General features: G+C 52.6%; 16 protein-coding genes. 11 read left to right on the top strand and 5 right to left on the bottom strand.

The annotated features are described in order from the left end of the window. The first annotated feature begins 360 nt into the window (after positions 1–360). The 5 genes from H3001_RS06900 (at position 361) to H3001_RS06920 (ending at position 4373) form a co-directional block, all read left to right on the top strand. The gene (locus tag H3001_RS06900) at positions 361–1218 is read left to right on the top strand and encodes a helix-turn-helix transcriptional regulator (protein WP_004294809.1); all 858 of its coding nucleotides are present in this window, start codon (positions 361–363) and stop codon (positions 1216–1218) included. A 105-nt stretch (positions 1219–1323) separates the two neighbouring features. Next, complete coding sequence (locus H3001_RS06905) at positions 1324–2184, top strand: RteC domain-containing protein (RefSeq protein ID WP_181214488.1); 861 nt, start codon at positions 1324–1326, stop codon at positions 2182–2184. A gap of 398 nt (positions 2185–2582) precedes the next feature. Further along, positions 2583–2894 (top strand): helix-turn-helix domain-containing protein, encoded by a 312-nt coding sequence (locus tag H3001_RS06910; RefSeq protein WP_004303820.1) that lies wholly within the window; start codon positions 2583–2585, stop codon positions 2892–2894. A 3-nt stretch (positions 2895–2897) separates the two neighbouring features. After that, positions 2898–3224 (top strand): helix-turn-helix domain-containing protein, encoded by a 327-nt coding sequence (locus H3001_RS06915; RefSeq protein WP_004295487.1) that lies wholly within the window; start codon positions 2898–2900, stop codon positions 3222–3224. 135 nt (positions 3225–3359) lie between these two features. Beyond that, complete coding sequence (locus tag H3001_RS06920) at positions 3360–4373, top strand: PDDEXK nuclease domain-containing protein (RefSeq protein WP_004319206.1); 1014 nt, start codon at positions 3360–3362, stop codon at positions 4371–4373. A 63-nt stretch (positions 4374–4436) separates the two neighbouring features. On the opposite strand, the gene H3001_RS06925 is transcribed toward H3001_RS06920, so the two are convergent. The 5 genes from H3001_RS06925 to H3001_RS06945 all read right to left on the bottom strand — a co-directional run bounded on the left by H3001_RS06925 (position 4437) and on the right by H3001_RS06945 (position 14930). Further along, positions 4437–10559, bottom strand: a complete 6123-nt coding sequence (locus tag H3001_RS06925) for a helicase-related protein (RefSeq protein ID WP_117543495.1) — start codon at positions 10557–10559, stop codon at positions 4437–4439. Continuing rightward, positions 10546–10995 (bottom strand): DUF1896 family protein, encoded by a 450-nt coding sequence (locus H3001_RS06930; RefSeq protein ID WP_004295482.1) that lies wholly within the window; start codon positions 10993–10995, stop codon positions 10546–10548. The genes H3001_RS06925 and H3001_RS06930 overlap by 14 nt, the downstream gene beginning before the upstream one ends. A gap of 143 nt (positions 10996–11138) precedes the next feature. Further along, complete coding sequence (locus H3001_RS06935; RefSeq protein ID WP_004303817.1) at positions 11139–13238, bottom strand: type IA DNA topoisomerase; 2100 nt, start codon at positions 13236–13238, stop codon at positions 11139–11141. A 15-nt stretch (positions 13239–13253) separates the two neighbouring features. Beyond that, on the bottom strand, positions 13254–13469 hold the full coding sequence (locus tag H3001_RS06940) for a hypothetical protein (protein WP_004319199.1): 216 nt from the start codon (positions 13467–13469) through the stop codon (positions 13254–13256). 3 nt (positions 13470–13472) lie between these two features. After that, positions 13473–14930: a DUF3945 domain-containing protein gene (locus H3001_RS06945; protein WP_117543497.1), complete on the bottom strand. Its 1458-nt coding sequence runs from the start codon at positions 14928–14930 to the stop codon at positions 13473–13475. Between the two features lie 312 nt (positions 14931–15242). On the opposite strand from H3001_RS06945, the gene H3001_RS06950 reads away from it, so the two are divergent. The 6 genes from H3001_RS06950 to imm9 all read left to right on the top strand — a co-directional run bounded on the left by H3001_RS06950 (position 15243) and on the right by imm9 (position 19173). Next, entirely contained in the window at positions 15243–16361 is a 1119-nt protein-coding gene (locus H3001_RS06950; protein ID WP_007565622.1) for a tyrosine-type recombinase/integrase, read from the top strand. 394 nt (positions 16362–16755) lie between these two features. Beyond that, positions 16756–17193, top strand: a complete 438-nt coding sequence (locus H3001_RS06955) for a hypothetical protein (protein WP_181214489.1) — start codon at positions 16756–16758, stop codon at positions 17191–17193. A 66-nt stretch (positions 17194–17259) separates the two neighbouring features. Further along, positions 17260–17484, top strand: a complete 225-nt coding sequence (locus H3001_RS06960; protein ID WP_029427360.1) for a hypothetical protein — start codon at positions 17260–17262, stop codon at positions 17482–17484. 94 nt (positions 17485–17578) lie between these two features. After that, positions 17579–18130, top strand: a complete 552-nt coding sequence (locus tag H3001_RS06965) for an ankyrin repeat domain-containing protein (RefSeq protein ID WP_117508533.1) — start codon at positions 17579–17581, stop codon at positions 18128–18130. 48 nt (positions 18131–18178) lie between these two features. Beyond that, positions 18179–18760: an SMI1/KNR4 family protein gene (locus H3001_RS06970; RefSeq protein ID WP_007662660.1), complete on the top strand. Its 582-nt coding sequence runs from the start codon at positions 18179–18181 to the stop codon at positions 18758–18760. Between the two features lie 83 nt (positions 18761–18843). Continuing rightward, entirely contained in the window at positions 18844–19173 is a 330-nt protein-coding gene (imm9, locus tag H3001_RS06975) for an Imm9 family immunity protein (RefSeq protein WP_246368517.1), read from the top strand. Positions 19174–19288 lie beyond the last annotated feature (115 nt).

The raw sequence follows: 19288 nt of genomic DNA on the forward strand, positions 1-19288 counted from the left end.
GGGAGATAAAAGTTTTTTGTATATTTGATGTAGTCTGAAGGTATTTAATTGACTACAAATAGATTAAAAGAAACTCGCATGAGAATGGGCAACGGATAAGAAATTGGTAAAGTGCTTTGATACACTATATTTCTCATGCTGTCAAACAACTCTTATTTGTTTGCAAATATAATATTATTGCAGGTAATAATCAAAAATAACGAGGTTTATTTTCATTTTTACCTGCTGATATTTGTTCCGGATTATCAGATGCGATATATTTGTAATTAGGATTCGTACCGTGTTCCAAGCGGTTCATAAGTAACGACTTGCGGAGTTTTGGCAACAAGGGGATGCGGCTCCGTTTTATAGAAATGACTTATGCAAACCGACTTATCCATTTACAACAGTCTTCGCCCTTCCTTTATAGAAGGCGTTCACGCCGTGAAGTTCAATGCTTTGTCGGCGGTCATATCGCGTTACCGGGATTATGCCCGCAGTTCCGAACAAATAAAAGCGTACTCGGGAGATTCTCTGCTGATGCGGGACATCGCCTCCTTGCTTGACGAAGCACCCCGTCCCATAACGAGGGAATACCAGGATTTCACCCCGTTCCTGCTTCTTCTGATGCTTTCGGAGGAATTTCATGTCGTCCATTACGTCGAGCGTCTTGTAACGTGGTATTTCGGCTACTGTTGTGTCGATGAACTGCGGACGGTTTGCACCATTCTGTCCGAGTGTTCCTACCCGCATCACGACACGCTGCGGCTGCGGTTCAAGAATTACCTGCGTGAAGCCCGTAAGACATTGGGTATGCCCGTTGAATGTAACGCTGCTGTCATGCTGAAAATGCTCGACGCCTCTTATGAACATCTCACTCCCGCCGATGTCGGGGAGTTCGAGGAGCTGTTGCACCTGGGGGACGATTACGAGTTCATCTCCCGTGTCAAATCGAATTATCTTGCCTCGGATAACGTCACGGAACTCGCCGGGGTTTGCGGGTATTCCAGCACGATTACCTTCCGCCGGCGTTTCCAGCGGGTTTTCGGCTGCTCGGCCTCCTCGTGGTTACGTCAGCGCCGTATCGAACGTATCGGGGAGTTGCTGCGGACGACACACTACACGTTGCAGGAAATAGCCTACATGTGCGGTTTCTCCGCCCAATCCCACTTTACGGACTTTTGCAAGCGGAATATGGGGAGCAATCCCACTTCCATCCGCCAGGAAGGTCGGATCTGACATTAAAATCGGCTCCGTGATAAAAAAACGAAGAGAAAGATAAAAATCGTAATCCGCCGGTTTTTCGATTCGCTAACTTTATACGCGAAAGTAACAAGACGGATTATGATTGCATTTATAGAAAAATTAAACAGCGAAGTCCTGCGGAGTATCGAACGTATCGAATCGCGGGATACCGACGTGTTGAAAAAGTCGCTTGAAGCGTCACGTGTCCTGGGAGAAGCGTTCGACCGTTTGAAACAATATATCATCGGCTACCGTTTTCAAAACGATGACGAGGAAATAAAGTTCTTCAAAGAAATCAAACCTCGTCTTTTTTGCCGTCTGATCTATTACCGCAAGCTCTACAATATCGAGATGAACCGTCCGGTAGGAAGTATCGAGGCACAACGGGAGTACCTGGGCGCCCATGTTCGGGCCATCAACGCGTACACGCAGAAACGCCTCGACTTTATCCGCTATTTCCGCAGCGGCGCTACACACCTGGACAGCCTCTATTTCCTGCGCGGGCAGACCGACACGGAGCAATACCTGGAAACCTTCTACTATGAACTCGACCCGCAGTTTTCGACAAACGCGGATTTCAAGGTGGCGAAAATCCTGGCCAACGATATGTTGTCGGTTTATCTTATGGGCGAATTGGAATCACTGGAGAGCACGAACCTCCGGAACATGGTTCTGCCATTGTCTGACGTGCGTCCGACATGGCAGGACTCGAAGACGGATCTGACGGAACTTATTTACCTGCTCGACAGTAAAGGCTGTTTCGGCAATGTGCCACTCACGCAACTTGCCAGCTACATTTCCAACGCTTTCAACGTACACCTCGACATGAACCTTTCGAGGACATTCTGCGATATGAAAATCCGAAACAACCCGACACCGTGGCTTGACAAGGCGAAAGAGGCCCTGCTTAAACGTATGCAGACGTGGAAGCGAAACAAGAAAAACGGCAATTCCGAGTAGAACATGAACCGGTAAAGCACTCTATTCCTTATAGAAACACTGATAATCAGCGTTGTATATAACAAAAGAACCGAGGTCGGTTTTCCCCCGTAACTCTCGAAAGGAACTTTCCCGAACGCCCGTATTTGCACCCGTATAAGGAGCCGATACGGGTGTTCCGTTGTAGCCCCGTCCGGATTAGAACACCGTTAAGCGTTGAATCACAGTATGCTATCGCATTTCTGCCAATAAAAATACCGAGTACGGGCCGCGGATTTCGGTAAAAAACACTGCCTTCTTCACCGCATGAACCATTGAGAATCAGTTCACTGCAAATTATCAAAAAAAAGTCGTACCGACCTCGTTTTAAGCTGTCCATATAAGCCCGACCTTTGTAACAGACTAAAAAACAAAGAAGTATGAAAATCATAGTGATCGGTTCGCGAGCCTATAACGAGCTTGTCGGGCGTATAGAGAAAATAGAGGCTGCAATCGCCTCTCTCCCTGAAAAGGGGCGTGCATGGAATAAGGAGTATATAAACGACGAATGGATGGACGGCGAGCAGGTCTGCCGTTACCTGGGCATCAGCGGGCGTACCCTTCAACGCCTCCGCTCGGATCACGTGATCACCTATTCGGCCATCAACCGGAAGCTGTATTATTCCCTCACGGAAATCCGCCGTGTGCTGAAGGAGCGTTCCGTGCGGCGCAAAAACCGACCAAAGGAGTAGGCCATGTTTCTGGATAAGGAATATTTCGACGGATGGATGCAGCGGCTCTCGGAACGGCTGGAACGTATCGAGAAGCTGTGCGCGGGGGACGTGGAGCAACCGCTTTCCATCCTGCCTGACGGGGAGCGTCTTCTGGACAATTACGACCTGTGCCGTATGCTCAATATCAGCAAGCGCACACTCCAGCGTTACCGCACCTCGGGAGAGCTGCCTTACGAGATGATCTATCACAAGACCTTCTACCGGGAATCGGACGTCCTGCGGTTCATCGAGCGTAACTTCAGTAATTTCCGCAAGCTGAAAAAGGATCGTCCTGCCGGTTCCGGTTAGGCCCTGTCCCGAGAGTCCGGCGTCATGGAAAAACGCGGAGATACATGGAATAAGGCACGACAAGGCGGTACAACCGTTCGATATTTGCCGTAAAATCAGTATGTTTGCACTTGGAAGCCTATATAATAATGAACAATGAAAGAAACAGATAAAATATATCCTGCCGACAAAGGGGAGGAAGAGCTACTGCATAACGTGCGCCATATCTTGCAGGAAGCGCGCGCGAAGGTGATACATCATGTCAATTCGACCCTCGTGAGGGCTTACTGGCAGGTAGGGAAATATATAGTGGAGTACGAGCAGCAGGGAACCGGCCGTGCCGGATATGGCAAGGCTGTCATCAACACCCTTTCCAGGCGGCTCGTGGCGGAGTTCGGAAACGGGTTCACGGCCACCAACCTGCGGTACATGAGGCAGTTTTACCAGTGCTACCCGAAATATCACACGCTGTGTGATAAATTGAGCTGGTCGCATTGCCGCACGCTTCTCAAGGTGTCGGGCGATGCCGCCCGTGATTTTTACCTGCACGAGTGCGTCAAGGAAAACTGGAGTGTCCGGCAGCTCGACCGCCAAATCAACACGCTTTTCTATGACCGCTTGCTGGCCAGCCGAGACAAGAAAGCCGTGAAAGAGGAGATTTCCCGTACCGAACCCGGGCGTGTCGAACCCAAAGAGATCATCCGCGACCCGTATATCCTGGAGTTTCTCGGTATCCCCCAGGGAGAGCATTTTCTGGAAACCGATCTGGAGCAACTGCTCATCAGCCGCTTGCAGCGCTTGATGCTCGAACTCGGGAAAGGCTTCGCCTTCGTCGCGCGACAGAAGCGTATCTCCTTCGACGACAAGCATTTCTACATCGACCTGGTCTTTTACAATTACCTGGCCCGCTGTTTCGTTTTAATAGACCTTAAATCCGGGGAGCTGACCCATCAGGATTTGGGGCAGATGCAGATGTATGTCAATTACTACACCCGTGAGTTGATGAATCCCGGGGATAACCCTCCGGTGGGTATCGTCCTCTGCGCGGAGAAAAACGACGCGGTCGTCCGTTATACGCTGCCCGAAGATGAAAAGCAGGTCTTCGCCGCCCAGTACATGACCTATCTTCCCACGCAGGAGGAGCTGCAAACACTCTTGCAGGAAGTGTGACAACAACGCTCATGGGCATATGAAAAAAGCCGACGGAAATCTGTACTTCCGTCGGCTTTTCGCTTACATCTTAATCCCTTTCTTTGCGGGGCCGTTCTCCGGCGGGCTGCCCACGCCCGCGATCACGATGCGCCCACCGGAGGCGTCGGCAATCTGCCGCAGCCGGGAAGGAATACGGGCCGCCGTGTTGTCTTCCTTCGGGAGCTCTTCCGCCGTGTCATGCCGTTCCCGGCACACGTCGTTATCCTCCTCCGCCTCCTTTCCCTCGCTCTCTTCTATCGGTTTGAGGCTTTGCTGTATCCTGCGGTCTATTTCCGTCAGGTCAGTTTTCAGGGCCGTCAGTTCGGGCTCCTTGCGCCAGGAACTTTCCACCACTTCCCGCAGGACGGGAATATCTTTCTCCAGTTCCTCGTTCTTTTTCCGGAATTTTTCCAGTGTCGGCTCGATGGTCGCGAGCGCGTGGATGAAGTTCATCGCCGCCAGTCGCGGGTCGGAGGCGATATTCCCGTAGTTATACTGGTATAGATAATCCCCTTCACCCCGGACATAAAAACGGTTCTGCACCAGGTCGAGCCCGTCTTTCCCGGTCGTTTCGCTCTGGACGAGCAGTTCGAACCCGTAGAGGCTCCCGATGGGTTCGAGCCTGTCGAGCGTGCGTGCCGTTTCGGCGATACGGTTGAGCTGTTTCCCGATGAGCTTGGGGTCGGAGGTTTCCAGCCCGTTCAGTTTCACGGGATTGCGGTACGAGCCGTCCTCGTTGAACTCGACGCGGGCCTTGAAGTGTTCCAGATCCTTGCCGATACGCCGTATCAGGTCGTTGTTCTTCTCTATCTTCTCCGTGATCTGCTCCAGCTTGTAGCGGCTCGATGATTTGCCGCGCACGAATGCCTGGCGTTCGCTTTCGAGCGTGGCGATCTTCTTCTCCAGGCGGGCCTTGTCCAGCAGGTCTGTATTTCCCGAGAGGACGGCTACATACTCGGAAAAATTCATGCCGCTTTTCTCGTCGATGGCCCCCTCGTCGATGGTACGGCTTCCCATGTTGTTGGTCTTGAGCTGGCGGATGAACAGTTGCTTGTTGTGCAACAGCCCGAACTTGTAGGCGTCGAGCGACTTCTCGACGGCGTATAATATCACGTCCACCTTGTTGTCGGCATGGAGTTTGGCGATCTCGTTCCCGGTGCGTATTCCCCGCCCGTCGCGCTGCTCCAGGTCGCTGGGACGCCAGGGGCAGTCCAGGTGGTGTATCGCCACGCAGCGTTTCTGCGCGTTCACTCCCGTCCCGAGCATCTCGGTCGATCCGAAGAGTACGCGGATTTTTCCGGCGTTCATACCGGCGATCATCTCCTTGCGCGCTTTTTCCGAGGTCGCCTCCTGGATGAACCGCACCTCGCTTTGGGGTATGCCGTAATCCTCCGCGAGTTTACGCCGTATCTCGGAATAGACGTTCCACCCCGCTCCGGGTTTGTAGGTTCCCAGGTCGGAGAATACGAACTGCGTACCTTTGTACGCCTCGAAACGGCGGTAGTAACCGGCAATCATACGGGCGCAGTGGCTCGCCTTGTTGTCCACGTGGTCGCTGTATAGTTCGGGGTCTATCATACGCATATCGAGCGACATCTTGCGGGCGTAGTCTGTGGCAATGAGCATTTTCGCCTTTTCCTCCCGCTCCGAGAGCGGCAGGCGGCCCAGGAGCGTGGCATCGCCCGATTTGGCGAATTGCACCAGCCGTTCTATGAACTCCGTCTGCTGGGGTGTCGGCGGGATATTGTGCAATATCTCGTTCTTTTGCGGTCGGTCGATCCCTATATCCTCCGCCGAGCGGTAATCTGTAATCTCGGAGTAGAACATGGCCAGTTCGGGAACCTTGATGAAATATCGGAACCGTTCTTTCTGCACGACCTCGTTGGTCACGGAAAACTCGTAGTCGATGGTTTTCTTGGCAAATATGGCCGCCCAGGCATCGAAGGTGCGGATATTCTGACGCTCCAGTTCCTTCGGGCGCAGGTACTTGAAAAGCAGGTACAGTTCCGTGAGCGAGTTGGAGATGGTCGTTCCCGAGAGGAACGTCGCCCCCAGGTCGCGGCCCGTGCGCTGCTGTATGGTACGCAGCGCGAAAAGCATGTTGAGCGCCCGCTGCGACCCCTCGGGATTTCCGAGGCCCGCCACCCGGTCATGCCGGGTCGTGAAAGTCAGGTTCTTGAATTTGTGGCTCTCGTCCACGTAGAGGTGGTCGATACCCATGAGGCGGAAGTCCACGGCGTCGTCCTTGCGTGTTTCCAGCGCGTGCGCCACCTTCTGCAACTTGGCTTCCAGGTTGGCCTTGCGTTTCTGACACCCTTTCATCATGGCGCGGGAAACGTCCCTGCCTTGTGCTTTGAGCACTTCGAGGTTCTCCTCCACACAGTCCAGCTCGGCCTGCAATATCTCCTGCTGTATCTCCGGGGACTGGGGTATCATGCCGAACTGTTCGTGCGAGAGGATCACGGCGTCCCAGTCGTTGTTGCGTATCTCCCGGAAGATGCGCTCACGCTTCCGGGGCGTGAAATCCTCCTTGCCCGGGTAGAGGACTTTGGCCATCGGGTAAGCGGTGCAGAACGTCCGGGCTATTTCATGGATGTTGGCTTTCAGCCCGATAATCATGGGTTTATTGGCCAGCCCGAGGCGTTTCTTCTCGTAGGCCCCGCAGCACATGATAAGGGTCTTTCCGCCGCCCACCTCGTGGTCGATTATCCCGCCGCCGAGCAGTTTGTCCATCCATATCGCGTCCTTCTGGCTGTCATACAGTTTGTCGATTCCCAGCCCCTTGAGGTCGAGGTCGGGGAATTCCTGGTGCGTCCCGTCGTACTTCGGGCGCACGTAACAGTTGAAAGTACGGTTATAGAGGTCTGTCAGGCGGTCTTTGAAGTCGGACGACTGCTCGCGCAGCCATTCGGGGAAAGCACCCCGGATCTCATCTATCTTGCTGTTGGCGAGCTGTATGGCCTCCCCGTCACGCACTTTGACCTCCCGCCGTTCTCCGTCCACCCATTTGAGGACGGTCTTGGTGATGTCGGGCGAAGTGTTTTGCAGGGCGTGTTTCAAAAGGTGCAGGCCGTTGTACTTACGGGTCTGCGCGCTGACGGCATACTGCTCCGTGATCTTCACGTTCGTCGCTTCCGCCTTCACGCCGTACTCGTCCAGGTTGGAGGCGAAGGTGATCTTCACCTCCGTATCGAAGAGCGAGGAGGCGAAACGCTCGTAAACACCTTTTGGAATCCACCGTTCGCCCAGGTTGAAATCCAGGTCGTCGAAAGCGATGGGTTTGGGCGTCGCCTCGCGCAGAGCCTCCAGCGATTCCCGGGCCGGGGCGTGGTCGGGATTCTCCCGCAGGAACGCCTCGATCCGTTCGGCTTTCCCGATGACATTGCCGGCGATGAACTTGTCGGCAACCTCGTAGCCGTCCGTTTCCGGGTTGTAATAGATACGTCCTTTCAGTTCCCCGAGTATTCCCTCCACGGTAGTTCCCGTGAGCGAGGCCATGTAGTGCGGTTCCACCCGGCCGTACTTGTTCAGGCTGGCCACAAGGGCCTCCGAAGCGTCGTCGGCGTGCGTGATCTCATCGGGATTGAAGGCCACGGGACGCTCGAAGATGTCGGCTTTGCGTGCCTTGCCGTCGATGTAACGCTCCAGCGACAGAATCTCCGTCCCCCGCGCGTCCATCTTGATCAGGTCGAGGTTGCGTTTGTCATTGAGCCGTCCGAAGCGTTCGGTGAAATTGTCGTAAAGCCGGTTGAGCATCTCCCGCAGGGCGGGGTTCGCCGTCAGCGTTTCCGCCTCGTTGTTATAAAGGTGGTAATAGGCATCGCGTATCTCGATATACATGGAGGCTTTCGTCCGTTGTGCAGGCGTGAGTTCCAGCGGGTGGAACATGGGTTGCAGGGATTCAGTCTCCCGCAGGTAGCCGACCCGGTTTTGTCCGTCCGTGACGAGTGTTCCCTCGCGGAAATAGGGGGCGACCTCCCCCTCGAACGGTCGGGGTTTCATATCCGCCTCCCGTATCTGCGGCATTTCTTTACCGGGTTCTTCCTCCTCTGGATTGTCCGGCGTGTCGAACAGGCCGCCCGTTCTCGGCGTACCGGCGGCTTGTTTCCGTTTGCCTTTCGGGGCTTCCGTCGGGGGGCGTACCGCCTGCCGTTCCCGCTGTTCCGGGGTTTCCTGCTGCCGGGCGCTTTGTCGGCGCAATTCCGCCCTCCGTTCCGGGGTAAGCGACATCATCATCTCGTAAAAGCCGTTGATCGGCGGGTTGTCCTCCCAGTTCAGGGAGGCATACAAGTCTTCGGGATCACGCTCCGGTGGCGTCGTTTTCGGCATTTCGCTCTTCTGTTCCTCCGGAGAGGAGGCCGGGGCGAATAATGAGGGTTGTCGGGGCGTCTTCCGCTTTGCTCCCCGGCGGCTGTTCCTTTTCTTGGATATACCGAGTTCTGCCTGCCGCCGCTCCTCGGCGCTGAAGCCGAACAGATCGTAGAGCGTCAGCAACGGTTCCTGCTGCACATTTACCGGTTCGGCAGCTTGGGTGGCAGGTACGGGAGCCGCCGTTTCCACCGTGTCGAAAAGCGACCCGGCGAAGCCCTCCCGCGGTTTCGGTTCCGTTATTCCGCCCACGTGCTGCACGGGAGTATCTGCCATGCCGAAATCTTCGGGTTTCGGCGGGTGCTGCTCCCACAAGCGATTCTCCCGCTCTTTCGACCAGGCCCCGAAGTCGGCCAGATCCTCCCCGGTCGGTTCTCCGGCGGGTGTGGCAGCAGAATCCGGTAACACTTGTCCGGGTTTGTTTTCGATTCGGGTAATCTCCCCGGTTTCGGTATCGACATGGTAGCCCTGTGCCGCCATTTCGGCGACGACGCGGCGTTTTTCCTCCTCTTCCCGCTGCTGCTGAAGGTTACGGGCATCGGCGATAATCTCCTTGACGATTTCTCCGGCAAGGCGGGGCTCGTGTCTTTCGGCACGCTGGCGTTCCGCCTGACGGGGACGGGACAATTCCCGCTCCGGTGTACCGGGTGTCTGTTCCGGAGCATGTTCCAGGCAATAACTCTCGTTGAAATGCCGGTTGAAATCCTCCGAGAGCATACGCCGCATCTCCCGGTCGATGCCGTCCACGCCCTCCGCGTGGGTGAACTCCATCGCCGGTTTGCCGTAGGGGTCTTTGCCTACTTTGGCCTCGGTATGGATCACCCTGTCGAACGACTGGAAAAGGTTGTTTATCCGGATGCCGTTCGACAGCTTGCGGGATTCGATGAAATCCCGCTGCCGTTCGGACAGTTCCCCCGTGGCGGCTTTCTTTTGCAGGATAACCAGGTCGCTGCCGACCTCCGTCCCCGCGTGTTCTGTAAAGAGGTTGTTCGGCAGCCGGATGGCCGATACGGGCTCGCAGCGGTTCATCAGCCACTCGCGCACGGGGCGTCCCTGCTCGGCGTTCAATACTCCCTGCGAGGTGATGAATGCCACCAGGCCGCCCTCGCGTACCATATCGACGGACTTCATGAAAAAATAGTTGTGCAGCGCCCGTGTGCCTTGCCGCCGCACGGGGTCGGTATGGGTGGAGAAGAACGGGTCGAAGAGCGCCACGTCCCCGAAAGGGATGTTGCTCACGGCCACGTCGTAGTAACCGGCGTATTTGGGTTCGATGCGCTCGAATCCCTGTACCCGCACCCGTTTTTCGGGGTGCAGGTGCTTCAGGATCAACCCCGTGGCGGGGTCTTTCTCGAAGCAGGTGATCTCCGCATAGGGGGCGTGGAAATCCACGGCACTGACGAAAACCCCCGTTCCCGCACTGGGGTCAAGAATACGTTTGGGGACGATCCGCGTGTCCCATATCGCCTCCACGATGGCGTCTGCCACTTTCGGGGGCGTGTAAAAAGCCGTCAGGACGGAGTTCTTGATCCCGTCCATGTAGCGCTTGTATTCCCGTTCGTCGGGGGTGTTCGCCCTGATGACCTCGTGCAACTCGGCCACGAGCGTTGCCATGCCGTCCTTGTCCGGTTTCCCGGTGGGGTTTTCCAGCACTTCCTTGATGGCGCCGAAGCCGCTGTATGCGCCGAGTGTCCTTTCTTCTTCGGGAGTCGGCGCCCGCCGTTCCCTGTCGAGCGTGAAGGCCGTCTTCAGCGCGTCGATATTCTGGCGGAGGTGGGTTTTCTTATTGAATGCCATCTTCGAGAAGTATTTGGACGGTTCCCGTCAGTTCGGTATAGAACAGTTCGTAGTCGGGCGTGTCGGCGAAGTCGTCCGTGAGGTCGTACTTCTCCAGCACCCCGCGGCAGAGGGGCAGCAGGCGTAGAGCCGCCTGCCGGGCGGTATCCTCGGGAATCTCCGCCTCGAATTCCCTCCAGAGGATGTTTACCAGCGTGTTGTAGGGTGAAAAGTGCAGTCCGCGGCAGAGTTCCTCGCGGGCAATTTCTTCGGCCTCGATGTGGTTGCAGCCCGAACGGATCGCCTCGCTGTACGCTTGGGCGGCGCTGTCGGCCCGCTCGGCGATGAACTCACTTTCGGCGATGAGTTCCGGGTGGCTGTCCTTGAGGTAGGATAGTAACGAAAGTCCGTAATAGGACAATTCCCCCGTGGGGGTATGGTGTTGCTTGTCTGGCATGATAAGAATTTTTAGTGGTCGTTGATAATCGGGGAAGAGAAAGGCGCCCCGGGTTCCCACCCGAAGCGCCGACCACTGAAAAAATCCTTATCAAACAAGCGTATCTCGTTATGACAGGTCTTTTCCAGTGGCAAAGGTAACGATTATTTCCGTTTGTTCCTCTTTCCCTGCCTGGGAGTATCGCGCGGTTCGAAAACGAACGAGGTCTTGAACTGGTCATCGAGCGTGAGGGCCGCGTCGAACGTCCCGCCGCCGTTTTTGACGAATCCCCGGATCGTGCCGGTTTTGCCTTTGGTCAGCAGTTCCGCGAGCTGCTTGTCGGTCAGCTCCTTGCGGGCCACGGTTCTCCATACGGTCAGGCCGCAATCGGGATTCTGGCACTTGGCGAGTTTGGGATAGAACACCACGGGCCTGCCGCAACGCGGGCAGGCTGTGTCACTCTCCGCGCCGTCGATTCTTGCTTCCAGCAGTTCTTTGGCGATTTGCGAGGCGAAGACCTCGATACCGCGATGGAACGTCGGGGCGTCCATCTCCCCGGTGGCGATCTTCGAGAGGGCCAGTTCCCAGCCGCCCGTCATGGCGACATCGGCGATCTTCTTGTCCCTGACCACGGCATACACGGCCAGTCCCTTGTCCGTGGGTACAAGCGACTTTTTCTCTCGCCTGACATACTCGCGGGCAAAGAGCGTTTCGATGATGGCGGCACGGGTGGCGGGCGTGCCGATGCCGGCATCCTTCATCGCCTCGCGTTCGGCCTCGTCGGACAGTTCGCGTCCGGCGGTTTCCATCGCCGCCAGCAGGCTCGATTCCGTGTGAAGGGGGCGCGGCCGGGTCTGTTTCTGTTCCGTGCCGCATCCTTTGACGGGCAGCTCGTCGCCTTGCACGATGTCGGGAAGGAGGGTCATGTCCTCCTCTTTCTCCTCGACAGGTTCATTCAGGACGGCCCGCCAGCCCGTCTCGACCATGATACTGCCGCGGGCCGTGAAATCATGCCCCGCGCTTTGCAGGGTAAGGGAAGTGTTTTCTTTCACGCAGGCCCCGGAAAAGGTTTCGAGCATCCGCCCCGCGACCATCTCATAGACGATGCGGTGGTCGGCATCCAGTTCGGAGGGGAGGTTCTCGGTGGGAAGCAGCGCGTGGTGGTCGGCGATCTTTTCGTTGTCCACGCTTCGGCGGGAGAGAGATGCGGTATCCATCAGGCCCGCGTATTCCGCGAAACGGGGATAGCGTGTCATGTTCCCGATGAGTGCCGGAATCTCCTCGGCCACATCTTCCGATATATAGCGTGAGCCGGTACGGGGATAAGTGATGAACTTCTTCTCGTAAAGCGACTGGGCGATGTCGAGCGTTTTTTCTGCCGAAAAACCATACCGGCTGTTGGCCTCTTTCTGGAGTGTCGTCAGGTCGTACAAGAGAGGCGGCTGTTCCCTGGCCTCCTTGCGCTCCACGTTCACGACGCGTACCGTTCGGGCGCCGATAACCTCGGCGCGGGCTGCTTCCGCCTTCTCCCTGCCGTCGAATTTCTCCGTGGAGAGGACGGTGAACTCCGTGCCCTCCTTTGCCGTGGAGAGCTTCAGCCGGAAATAGGTGGCGGGCTTGAACGCCTTGTTCTCCAGGTAACGGGAGCAGATGATCGCCAGCGTGGGGGTCTGCACCCGTCCGAGCGACCAGACGCCCCGCCCGGCAGCCACGGCAAGCGCTTGCGAGGCGTTGATACCGACGATCCAGTCGGCTTCGCTGCGGGCTTTGGCCGAGAGGTAAAGGTTGTCGTATTCGTTGCCAGGGCGGAGGTGTTGTAACCCCTCGCGGATGGCCCGGTCGGTCAGGCTGCTGATCCATAACCGCACGAAAGGGGTGCGGCATTCCAGGTAAGAGTAGATGTAGCGGAAGATCAGCTCCCCTTCACGCCCCGCGTCGGTCGCGACGATGATGCGCTCGGCCATGCCGAACAATTCCCGGAGAATACCGAGCTGCTTCACGACACCCGGGTCGGCCTTATACTCTTTACCCTCCCGAACCTGCCGGGGCAGGAGGATGAACGATGATGGCAGGATAGGCAGGTTTTCCCGGCGGAAACCCGCGATGCCGTACTGTTGGGGCATTGCCAGCCCGACCAGGTGGCCGAAGGCCCAGGTTACGGCGTAGCCGTTTCCCTCGATAAAACCGTCTTTACGGTTCGTGGCTCCCACGATGGCGGCGATCTCACGCGCCACCGAGGGCTTTTCTGCGATAATTACTTGCATGATGATTCGGATTTTTCAGTGGTTGTTTTCTTGTAGTTCTTCTTCTTTCTCTTTTTCCGGACGGGCGATCAGCCGGCGGTCGTAATAGACATGGTTGCCGTTCCCGTCGTAATACTGCCGTCCGTCGTCCGCCTCCTCCGGGGGGCTGCGTTTACCCGGCCGGAGGTACAAGGCGGCCAGCGCCGCGATCAGGAGCGGCATGGCTCCGGCCTGCATGTAGAACCATTTCATACGTTATACCTTGACACCTTTGGAGTTGCTCTTTTTGCTGCTGCGGTAATTTTTCTTCTGCGTCGGGGTGGCTTCCTGCTGTCCCTGCTTGAGCGGCTCTTTCACACCTTTGACCGCTTCGACGGTCTTGCCCTCGGAATTGACGGCGACCTGGGTACGGCTTTCAACGGCGGGTTTGACCTCCGCTCCCTGCCGTTTCGCACGGTCGGGATTCCAGCGGAAGAAGTCCATCTTGTTACGCTCGAAGTTGGGCTTGACCCAGGCGTTGAACGGCTCACCCTGCCCGTCCTTGACCATGCCCTTGATGTAGAAAGCCTTGACATCCGCCCGCTTGGAGGGATCATTCACCGCTTCCGTCCACTGGTCATAAGCCTCTTTGGGCACGGAGGCTTTGAGGATTGTCCGGTGAATCGTGAGCGTGGGCTGTCGTTCGGAGGCCGTAGTTTCCTGCCGTCCGTTTTTCTCGGCGGCCTTCTGGCGGTAAATCTCCTTGTTCTCCTGGGCGTAGCGGTTGCGATCCAAACCGTCGTAGGTAAAGGAATAGTTACGTTCGGCCGCGTCGATTTGGATATAGGCATCCCGCTTATAACCCGCGCGGGTGGTATATCCTTCGAGCAACACCTTGCCGCCGCCGTAGAAATCCATCTGCTTGCCTTCCGAGAGGTCGGCCTCCTTGATGCGGGCACGTTTTTCGAGTAACGAAACGGGCATGGGTTCCAGCGTGTTCGTCCATTTGTCTATCGACACGTAGCAGGGCGTGAGCTTGCCCGGCTCCAGCTCCAGGTCGATCACTTTCCCGGCGTGGCGGGTGTTCATCAGGTTCGTTTTCGCCTCCTCGTCGAGCAGCACCCCGTGGAAGGGGGCGTCGAGGTCGGGCCGTTCCTGCCAGTAATGCGGCACGACGCGCAGCGAGCCGTCCGCCTGCTCTTCGAGCGACACGCGCCCTTTGGTGGAAACACGCATCCCGTTCTCCAGTTCGGGGTTCATCTCCACCAGCCCGTTGGATTTATGTCCGTAAGACATGGCTTTCAGGTGCGGCTCGATGTCCTCCATGCGGATACCTTTCTTCTCCATATCCGCCAGGTCTATCTTCGTGACGTCCAGCGGCTCGAACTGCCGCTGCTCCTGCGTCTGAAGCCGTTCGGAGGGGTCGATACGGTAATTTTCCAGAATCTCCGGGTCGAAGTCGATGCGGATAAGTTTGTTCAGGGCATTCTCCGTCATGACGAAGATACCCGTGTGGACGGGGTTCTGGGCCTGTTCCATGAACTTTTTGAAGAAGGCTTCGAGGGCTGAATCCTGCGTGTTCACGTTCAGCAGGCTCGCCACATTCTGATCCGTGGGGTCGGTGGTCTGGATATTGCCGTCCCGATCCACGCCGGTAACGGCTTGCAGTCGTCCGTCGTCGGCATTCTGAACGAGCATGACTTGTTTAGCGTCGTTCTTTACGTTTTCGTCCATAATTACGAGTGTTTTTAGTTAGCACCAATAGCGATGCGGGAACGAAAGTAAGGGGAACCGGCTGAACGTAAAAGAGTTGGAAAGGCTATGGAAGCATCGGGCACAGAAGTGGCCGCTTGTGGCGCAGGGCAGAGGAAATCGGAGAAACGGAGTGCCGGGAAGGACGGATTTGGCAGAGGGTATTTTCGTGGCTCCTCACCTTATTGTCAGGTAGTCGGGATCTATTGTTAAATGTCAATAAAGCGCATGGATAACCCGTGTTTTTTTATAAATTTGCGAAAACGGGTTTCAATATCCGACAAAACGTGAGGCATGGAAATATATACCCCAAAAACCAAGATCAAACTTTCTCCGGTGATAAGAAACGGGAGAGAATTTGTCGAAGTGACTTTCGGTAATGACAATGACATCCGCTTGTCGCTGTCGAAGGAAGAAAACGTACTGCTTGTCGGCGGCAGGGCTTATCTGCCGGCAGAAGATTTCGTGCTTGCCGAGTTCTTCGACCGCTATGTGAAAATGGCGTTTATAGACTATTCTGCCATCAAGGAAACCGCCCCCCGTAAAGAGGAAGACAAACGGCCGCCACTGCCGGAAGGCTATCTGGAAAAACTTCAGCAAGTGCGTTACAGTGACCATACCGTAAGGGTATATACCTCCTATTTCCGCGATTTCCAACAGCATTTCGAGGGGCGTAAGATTGAAACGGTTACCCCCGGCGAGATAAACGACTACCTGCTGTATCTCATCCACGAGAAAAACATATCCTCCTGCCAGCAAAACCAGCGTATCAACGCCATCAAGTTCTATTACGAGAAAGTTCTCGGTCAGGAACGGCGGTGTTACAAGGTGAACCGTGCCAAACGGGAGAAGACGCTGCCCGACGTGTTGAGCAAGGAGGAAATAAAGAAGATACTCGACGCGACGGTGACAGACCTGCGCTTCTTCTGCATGTTCTCCATACTCTATTCCGCAGGATTGCGCATCAGCGAACTGCTGGAACTGAAACCCGGCGACATCAACGAATCCCGCTCCCTGATACGGGTGCGGCAGGGTAAAGGAAAAAAAGACCGCTACACCCTGCTATCAAAACCGTTGATGAAAAAGCTGACGGAATATAACAGACTATACAAACCGAAAGTGTGGCTTTTTGAACACAGACCGGGCGAACCTTTCACCGAGAGTATCGTGTCGAAACGGCTGAAGGCAGCGGCCCGGGAAGCGGGAATCACGAAACGGATTTATCCGCACCTGCTGCGCCATTCGTTCGCCACCCACTTGCTGGAGCAAGGAACCGACATCAAGATTGTGAAAGAGCTTATGGGACATAACAACATCAAGACAACGGAAAGGTATGTCCACATAGCCGACACTTTCAAAAGCAATATCAAAAGCCCGTTGGACGATCTGTTGATGGAGGAAGACGAGGTCTGATACTTAAAGAAAATAACAGCCAAATCGGCTGATAGTATAACGTTACTAATAAAGAAAAAATAATATGTGTCAATACAAATCAATATGCAATCCTATAATGGAGCTTACAACACTTTTACAGAGTTATGGCTTCACAATAGAAAAACAAGAACTCAAAGATTGGCATTTCAATGAGTTTGAGATTGTGATGAAAGGAAAGAAATCACAACTCCCAATGATAGATATAGAAGGAATAGAACAGCATAGCGATAATATTTATTGTTGCAAATGTCATTGGTCTGTTGTAAAGCTAATAATGAATTGACACGATAAAAATATTAGTAACAAGCGGCTTAACCTCCCCTAAAAAGGTCGTTTAGCCACCAAACATTATCGTTCATAAAAAATAAATGGAATGAATAAAATAGAGTCATTTAAATATATTCGCCCAATTTCTCCGAGTACAACATCATGTTACTCTGTTGGAGATATTCTTCCTATTGAGATTTCATGGGAATGTAATGGAAAGGCGTATAATCGGAAACAAGAAAAAGGTGGTTTATGCGCTATCTTTTCAGAACATGATAATGTAGTCGGTGTTGTTGAGAATCCATATACTGGAGAATACAATTCAGCATATGTTTTAAGCGCAACAAATCAAATAATTTGGAATGTGTCTGATTTGTTTATTGCTACTTACGGGAATCTATATTATGGTAGAGCACTACATTTCGTTGATGTGAGAGTTGAAAATGGAATTTTATACTTTTTCATCAATATATCAAATTGCGATTTTCGCTTTTCAATTAATGTAAAAACAGGAGAAATAGGGCAATTAATAGAAACAAGATAACAGAACGATAACAATCGGCTAAACCTCCCTTAATGGTCGGTTAGCCACCGGACATTACCGATAAGAATGAATACGAAAGAACTTATTAGAAAATTGGAGCAAATGACAGAGCTATCGGAAAGTAGGAATGAGTTTTATAAGAAACTAATACATTCCTTCCAGAATGATGCTGATCCACAAATCTATGATAAGATATATTCTAATCTTTGCGGATTATTAGCGCATGGAGATTTGAATAATAAAGAATATGACTTACTGAAAGAAGTTTTATATGAATTAGAAAGGATATAAGAATTAAAAGAATGTATCAGTAACATGCACCTCAATCGCCCATAAAGGTCGATTAGCTGCCAGACATTAACATCCCAATTAAAAGCATGAGAAAATGACTAATTATTTTGATGATAAACAATTATATCCACTATTGTTTCAGAATGACTTTTCAAAGATTCTGTCTTTCCTTGAAAAGTATGGGCTAAATAGCGTGGATAGAAATGGCAGGAGTTTTTTAATGAATTGCATAGCTGAAGGGAAAAATGATTTTGCTTATAAACTTATAGAATTAGGCGCAAATTTAAATCATCAAGATGCGAGTGGGGCATCCCCTTTATTTGCAGCAATTTGGGCATATAATATAGAAATGATAGTTTCTTTACTTGATAATCCAAGCGTTGATAAAAATATAACGGATAATCAAGGAAGAAATGCACTTCGGATAGCATTACAATATCATCCCGAAGATTGTGAATTAATGATAAGATTTATACGTGCTGGTGTAAACCCATTTTCATGCGACAACAATGGCGTATCATTTTATGATCTACTTCAAAAATACGCTTCGGGTAGTATAACTAAAGGAGGACGCAAGTTGAATGTGAAACCAATTATTATTGAAATAGAGAATGGGATGTTAACAAACAGCAAACCGACTGAATAAGCGGAACGCTGCCGGACATTAGTCGCTTGAAAAATAAAAAGAAAAAATATGAGTGCATTTACAGAAATAATGGAATACATTCGGACTTTTGAAAAGTATGGATGTAAAGAATATGAAAACGGGACAAAAGAATACGGTCATGCACCTTTCATTGCTCCTGAAGCATATAATTTTTGCGTCTTTGCTACGCTAAATGAAGATGATATTGTTGAGTTAGAACGAGATTTGAAAAGAGAAATTCCGTCTCAATTTCGCTCGTTTTTAATGACAGATACAAATGGATTACATCTTTTCCACCATTTCAGTTTATATGGAATAAGAAAATCTTACAACCGAGATTTAAATGCAACTCCAGAGCCTTTTGGCTTACTTGAGCCGAACATTTACGAAAAACCTAAAAATGCAAAAGACACTTATTTTTTCATAGGCGGATATAGATATGATGGTTCGAAGCTCTATATAGACTCTGAAGATGGAAAAGTTCATTTCTGTAAACGTAGAGATGCTTCATCTCTTTTAGCTTGGGATTCATTCGAGGATATGCTTTTATCTGAATCCAAAAGAATATTTACTCTTTATGATGATAGAGGTAGAATGCTTGCGCCAAGCGAAAAAACACTACCGATATAGAATGAAGCGACTAACAAACAGCACTACCACTTGAAGCGGAACGCTGTCAAACCATTATAAACTCTGGATATAAGGATGAATGTATGAATAATCAATATGTAGTTTTAATAAGTAGTGAAATCCCCGAACTTGGAGAATTGGACTTACTGCGCTCAATTTACCGAGAGTTGAATGGTTATATGGAAGATTACAATAACCAAATCAACTTAGATGATTTGGAAGATTGGAAACTTCTCATACAGATAAATCTTCGAAATACTAATGGGGGGATTGGGATTTTCAAACGGGCAAAACGTTTCCCATCTAATAAAGAGTTTGAAATATCTATTTCCATACCAGTACCAAATTTGGAGGAAGCACGCTATGGAATATCCGATATGACGGGGATTTATATTCCTTTAGTGCGCCCATAATAGGGGCTTGATAATAATCACACTGGCAAGTGATTAGGTTAGTATTCCAATTAAGAAACCTATCCCAAACCGACTTATCCGAATGGGAAACCAAACGGGGAGTGAAGCATGTCGG

This window comes from Phocaeicola faecicola, from assembly GCF_013618865.1.
Taxonomy (GTDB): Bacteria; Bacteroidota; Bacteroidia; order Bacteroidales; family Bacteroidaceae; genus Phocaeicola; species Phocaeicola faecicola.

Excerpts from the sequence above, each read along its gene's own strand:
- H3001_RS06900 (WP_004294809.1), top strand. The coding sequence starts at position 361 with ATGCAAACCGACTTATCCATTTACAACAGTCTTCGCCCTTCCTTTATA.
- H3001_RS06905 (WP_181214488.1), top strand. The coding sequence starts at position 1,324 with ATGATTGCATTTATAGAAAAATTAAACAGCGAAGTCCTGCGGAGTATC.
- H3001_RS06910 (WP_004303820.1), top strand. The coding sequence starts at position 2,583 with ATGAAAATCATAGTGATCGGTTCGCGAGCCTATAACGAGCTTGTCGGG.
- H3001_RS06915 (WP_004295487.1), top strand. The coding sequence starts at position 2,898 with ATGTTTCTGGATAAGGAATATTTCGACGGATGGATGCAGCGGCTCTCG.
- H3001_RS06920 (WP_004319206.1), top strand. The coding sequence starts at position 3,360 with ATGAAAGAAACAGATAAAATATATCCTGCCGACAAAGGGGAGGAAGAG.
- H3001_RS06925 (WP_117543495.1), bottom strand. The coding sequence starts at position 10,559 with ATGGCATTCAATAAGAAAACCCACCTCCGCCAGAATATCGACGCGCTG.
- H3001_RS06930 (WP_004295482.1), bottom strand. The coding sequence starts at position 10,995 with ATGCCAGACAAGCAACACCATACCCCCACGGGGGAATTGTCCTATTAC.
- H3001_RS06935 (WP_004303817.1), bottom strand. The coding sequence starts at position 13,238 with ATGCAAGTAATTATCGCAGAAAAGCCCTCGGTGGCGCGTGAGATCGCC.
- H3001_RS06940 (WP_004319199.1), bottom strand. The coding sequence starts at position 13,469 with ATGAAATGGTTCTACATGCAGGCCGGAGCCATGCCGCTCCTGATCGCG.
- H3001_RS06945 (WP_117543497.1), bottom strand. The coding sequence starts at position 14,930 with ATGGACGAAAACGTAAAGAACGACGCTAAACAAGTCATGCTCGTTCAG.
- H3001_RS06950 (WP_007565622.1), top strand. The coding sequence starts at position 15,243 with ATGGAAATATATACCCCAAAAACCAAGATCAAACTTTCTCCGGTGATA.
- H3001_RS06955 (WP_181214489.1), top strand. The coding sequence starts at position 16,756 with ATGAATAAAATAGAGTCATTTAAATATATTCGCCCAATTTCTCCGAGT.
- H3001_RS06960 (WP_029427360.1), top strand. The coding sequence starts at position 17,260 with ATGAATACGAAAGAACTTATTAGAAAATTGGAGCAAATGACAGAGCTA.
- H3001_RS06965 (WP_117508533.1), top strand. The coding sequence starts at position 17,579 with ATGACTAATTATTTTGATGATAAACAATTATATCCACTATTGTTTCAG.
- H3001_RS06970 (WP_007662660.1), top strand. The coding sequence starts at position 18,179 with ATGAGTGCATTTACAGAAATAATGGAATACATTCGGACTTTTGAAAAG.
- imm9 (WP_246368517.1), top strand. The coding sequence starts at position 18,844 with ATGAATAATCAATATGTAGTTTTAATAAGTAGTGAAATCCCCGAACTT.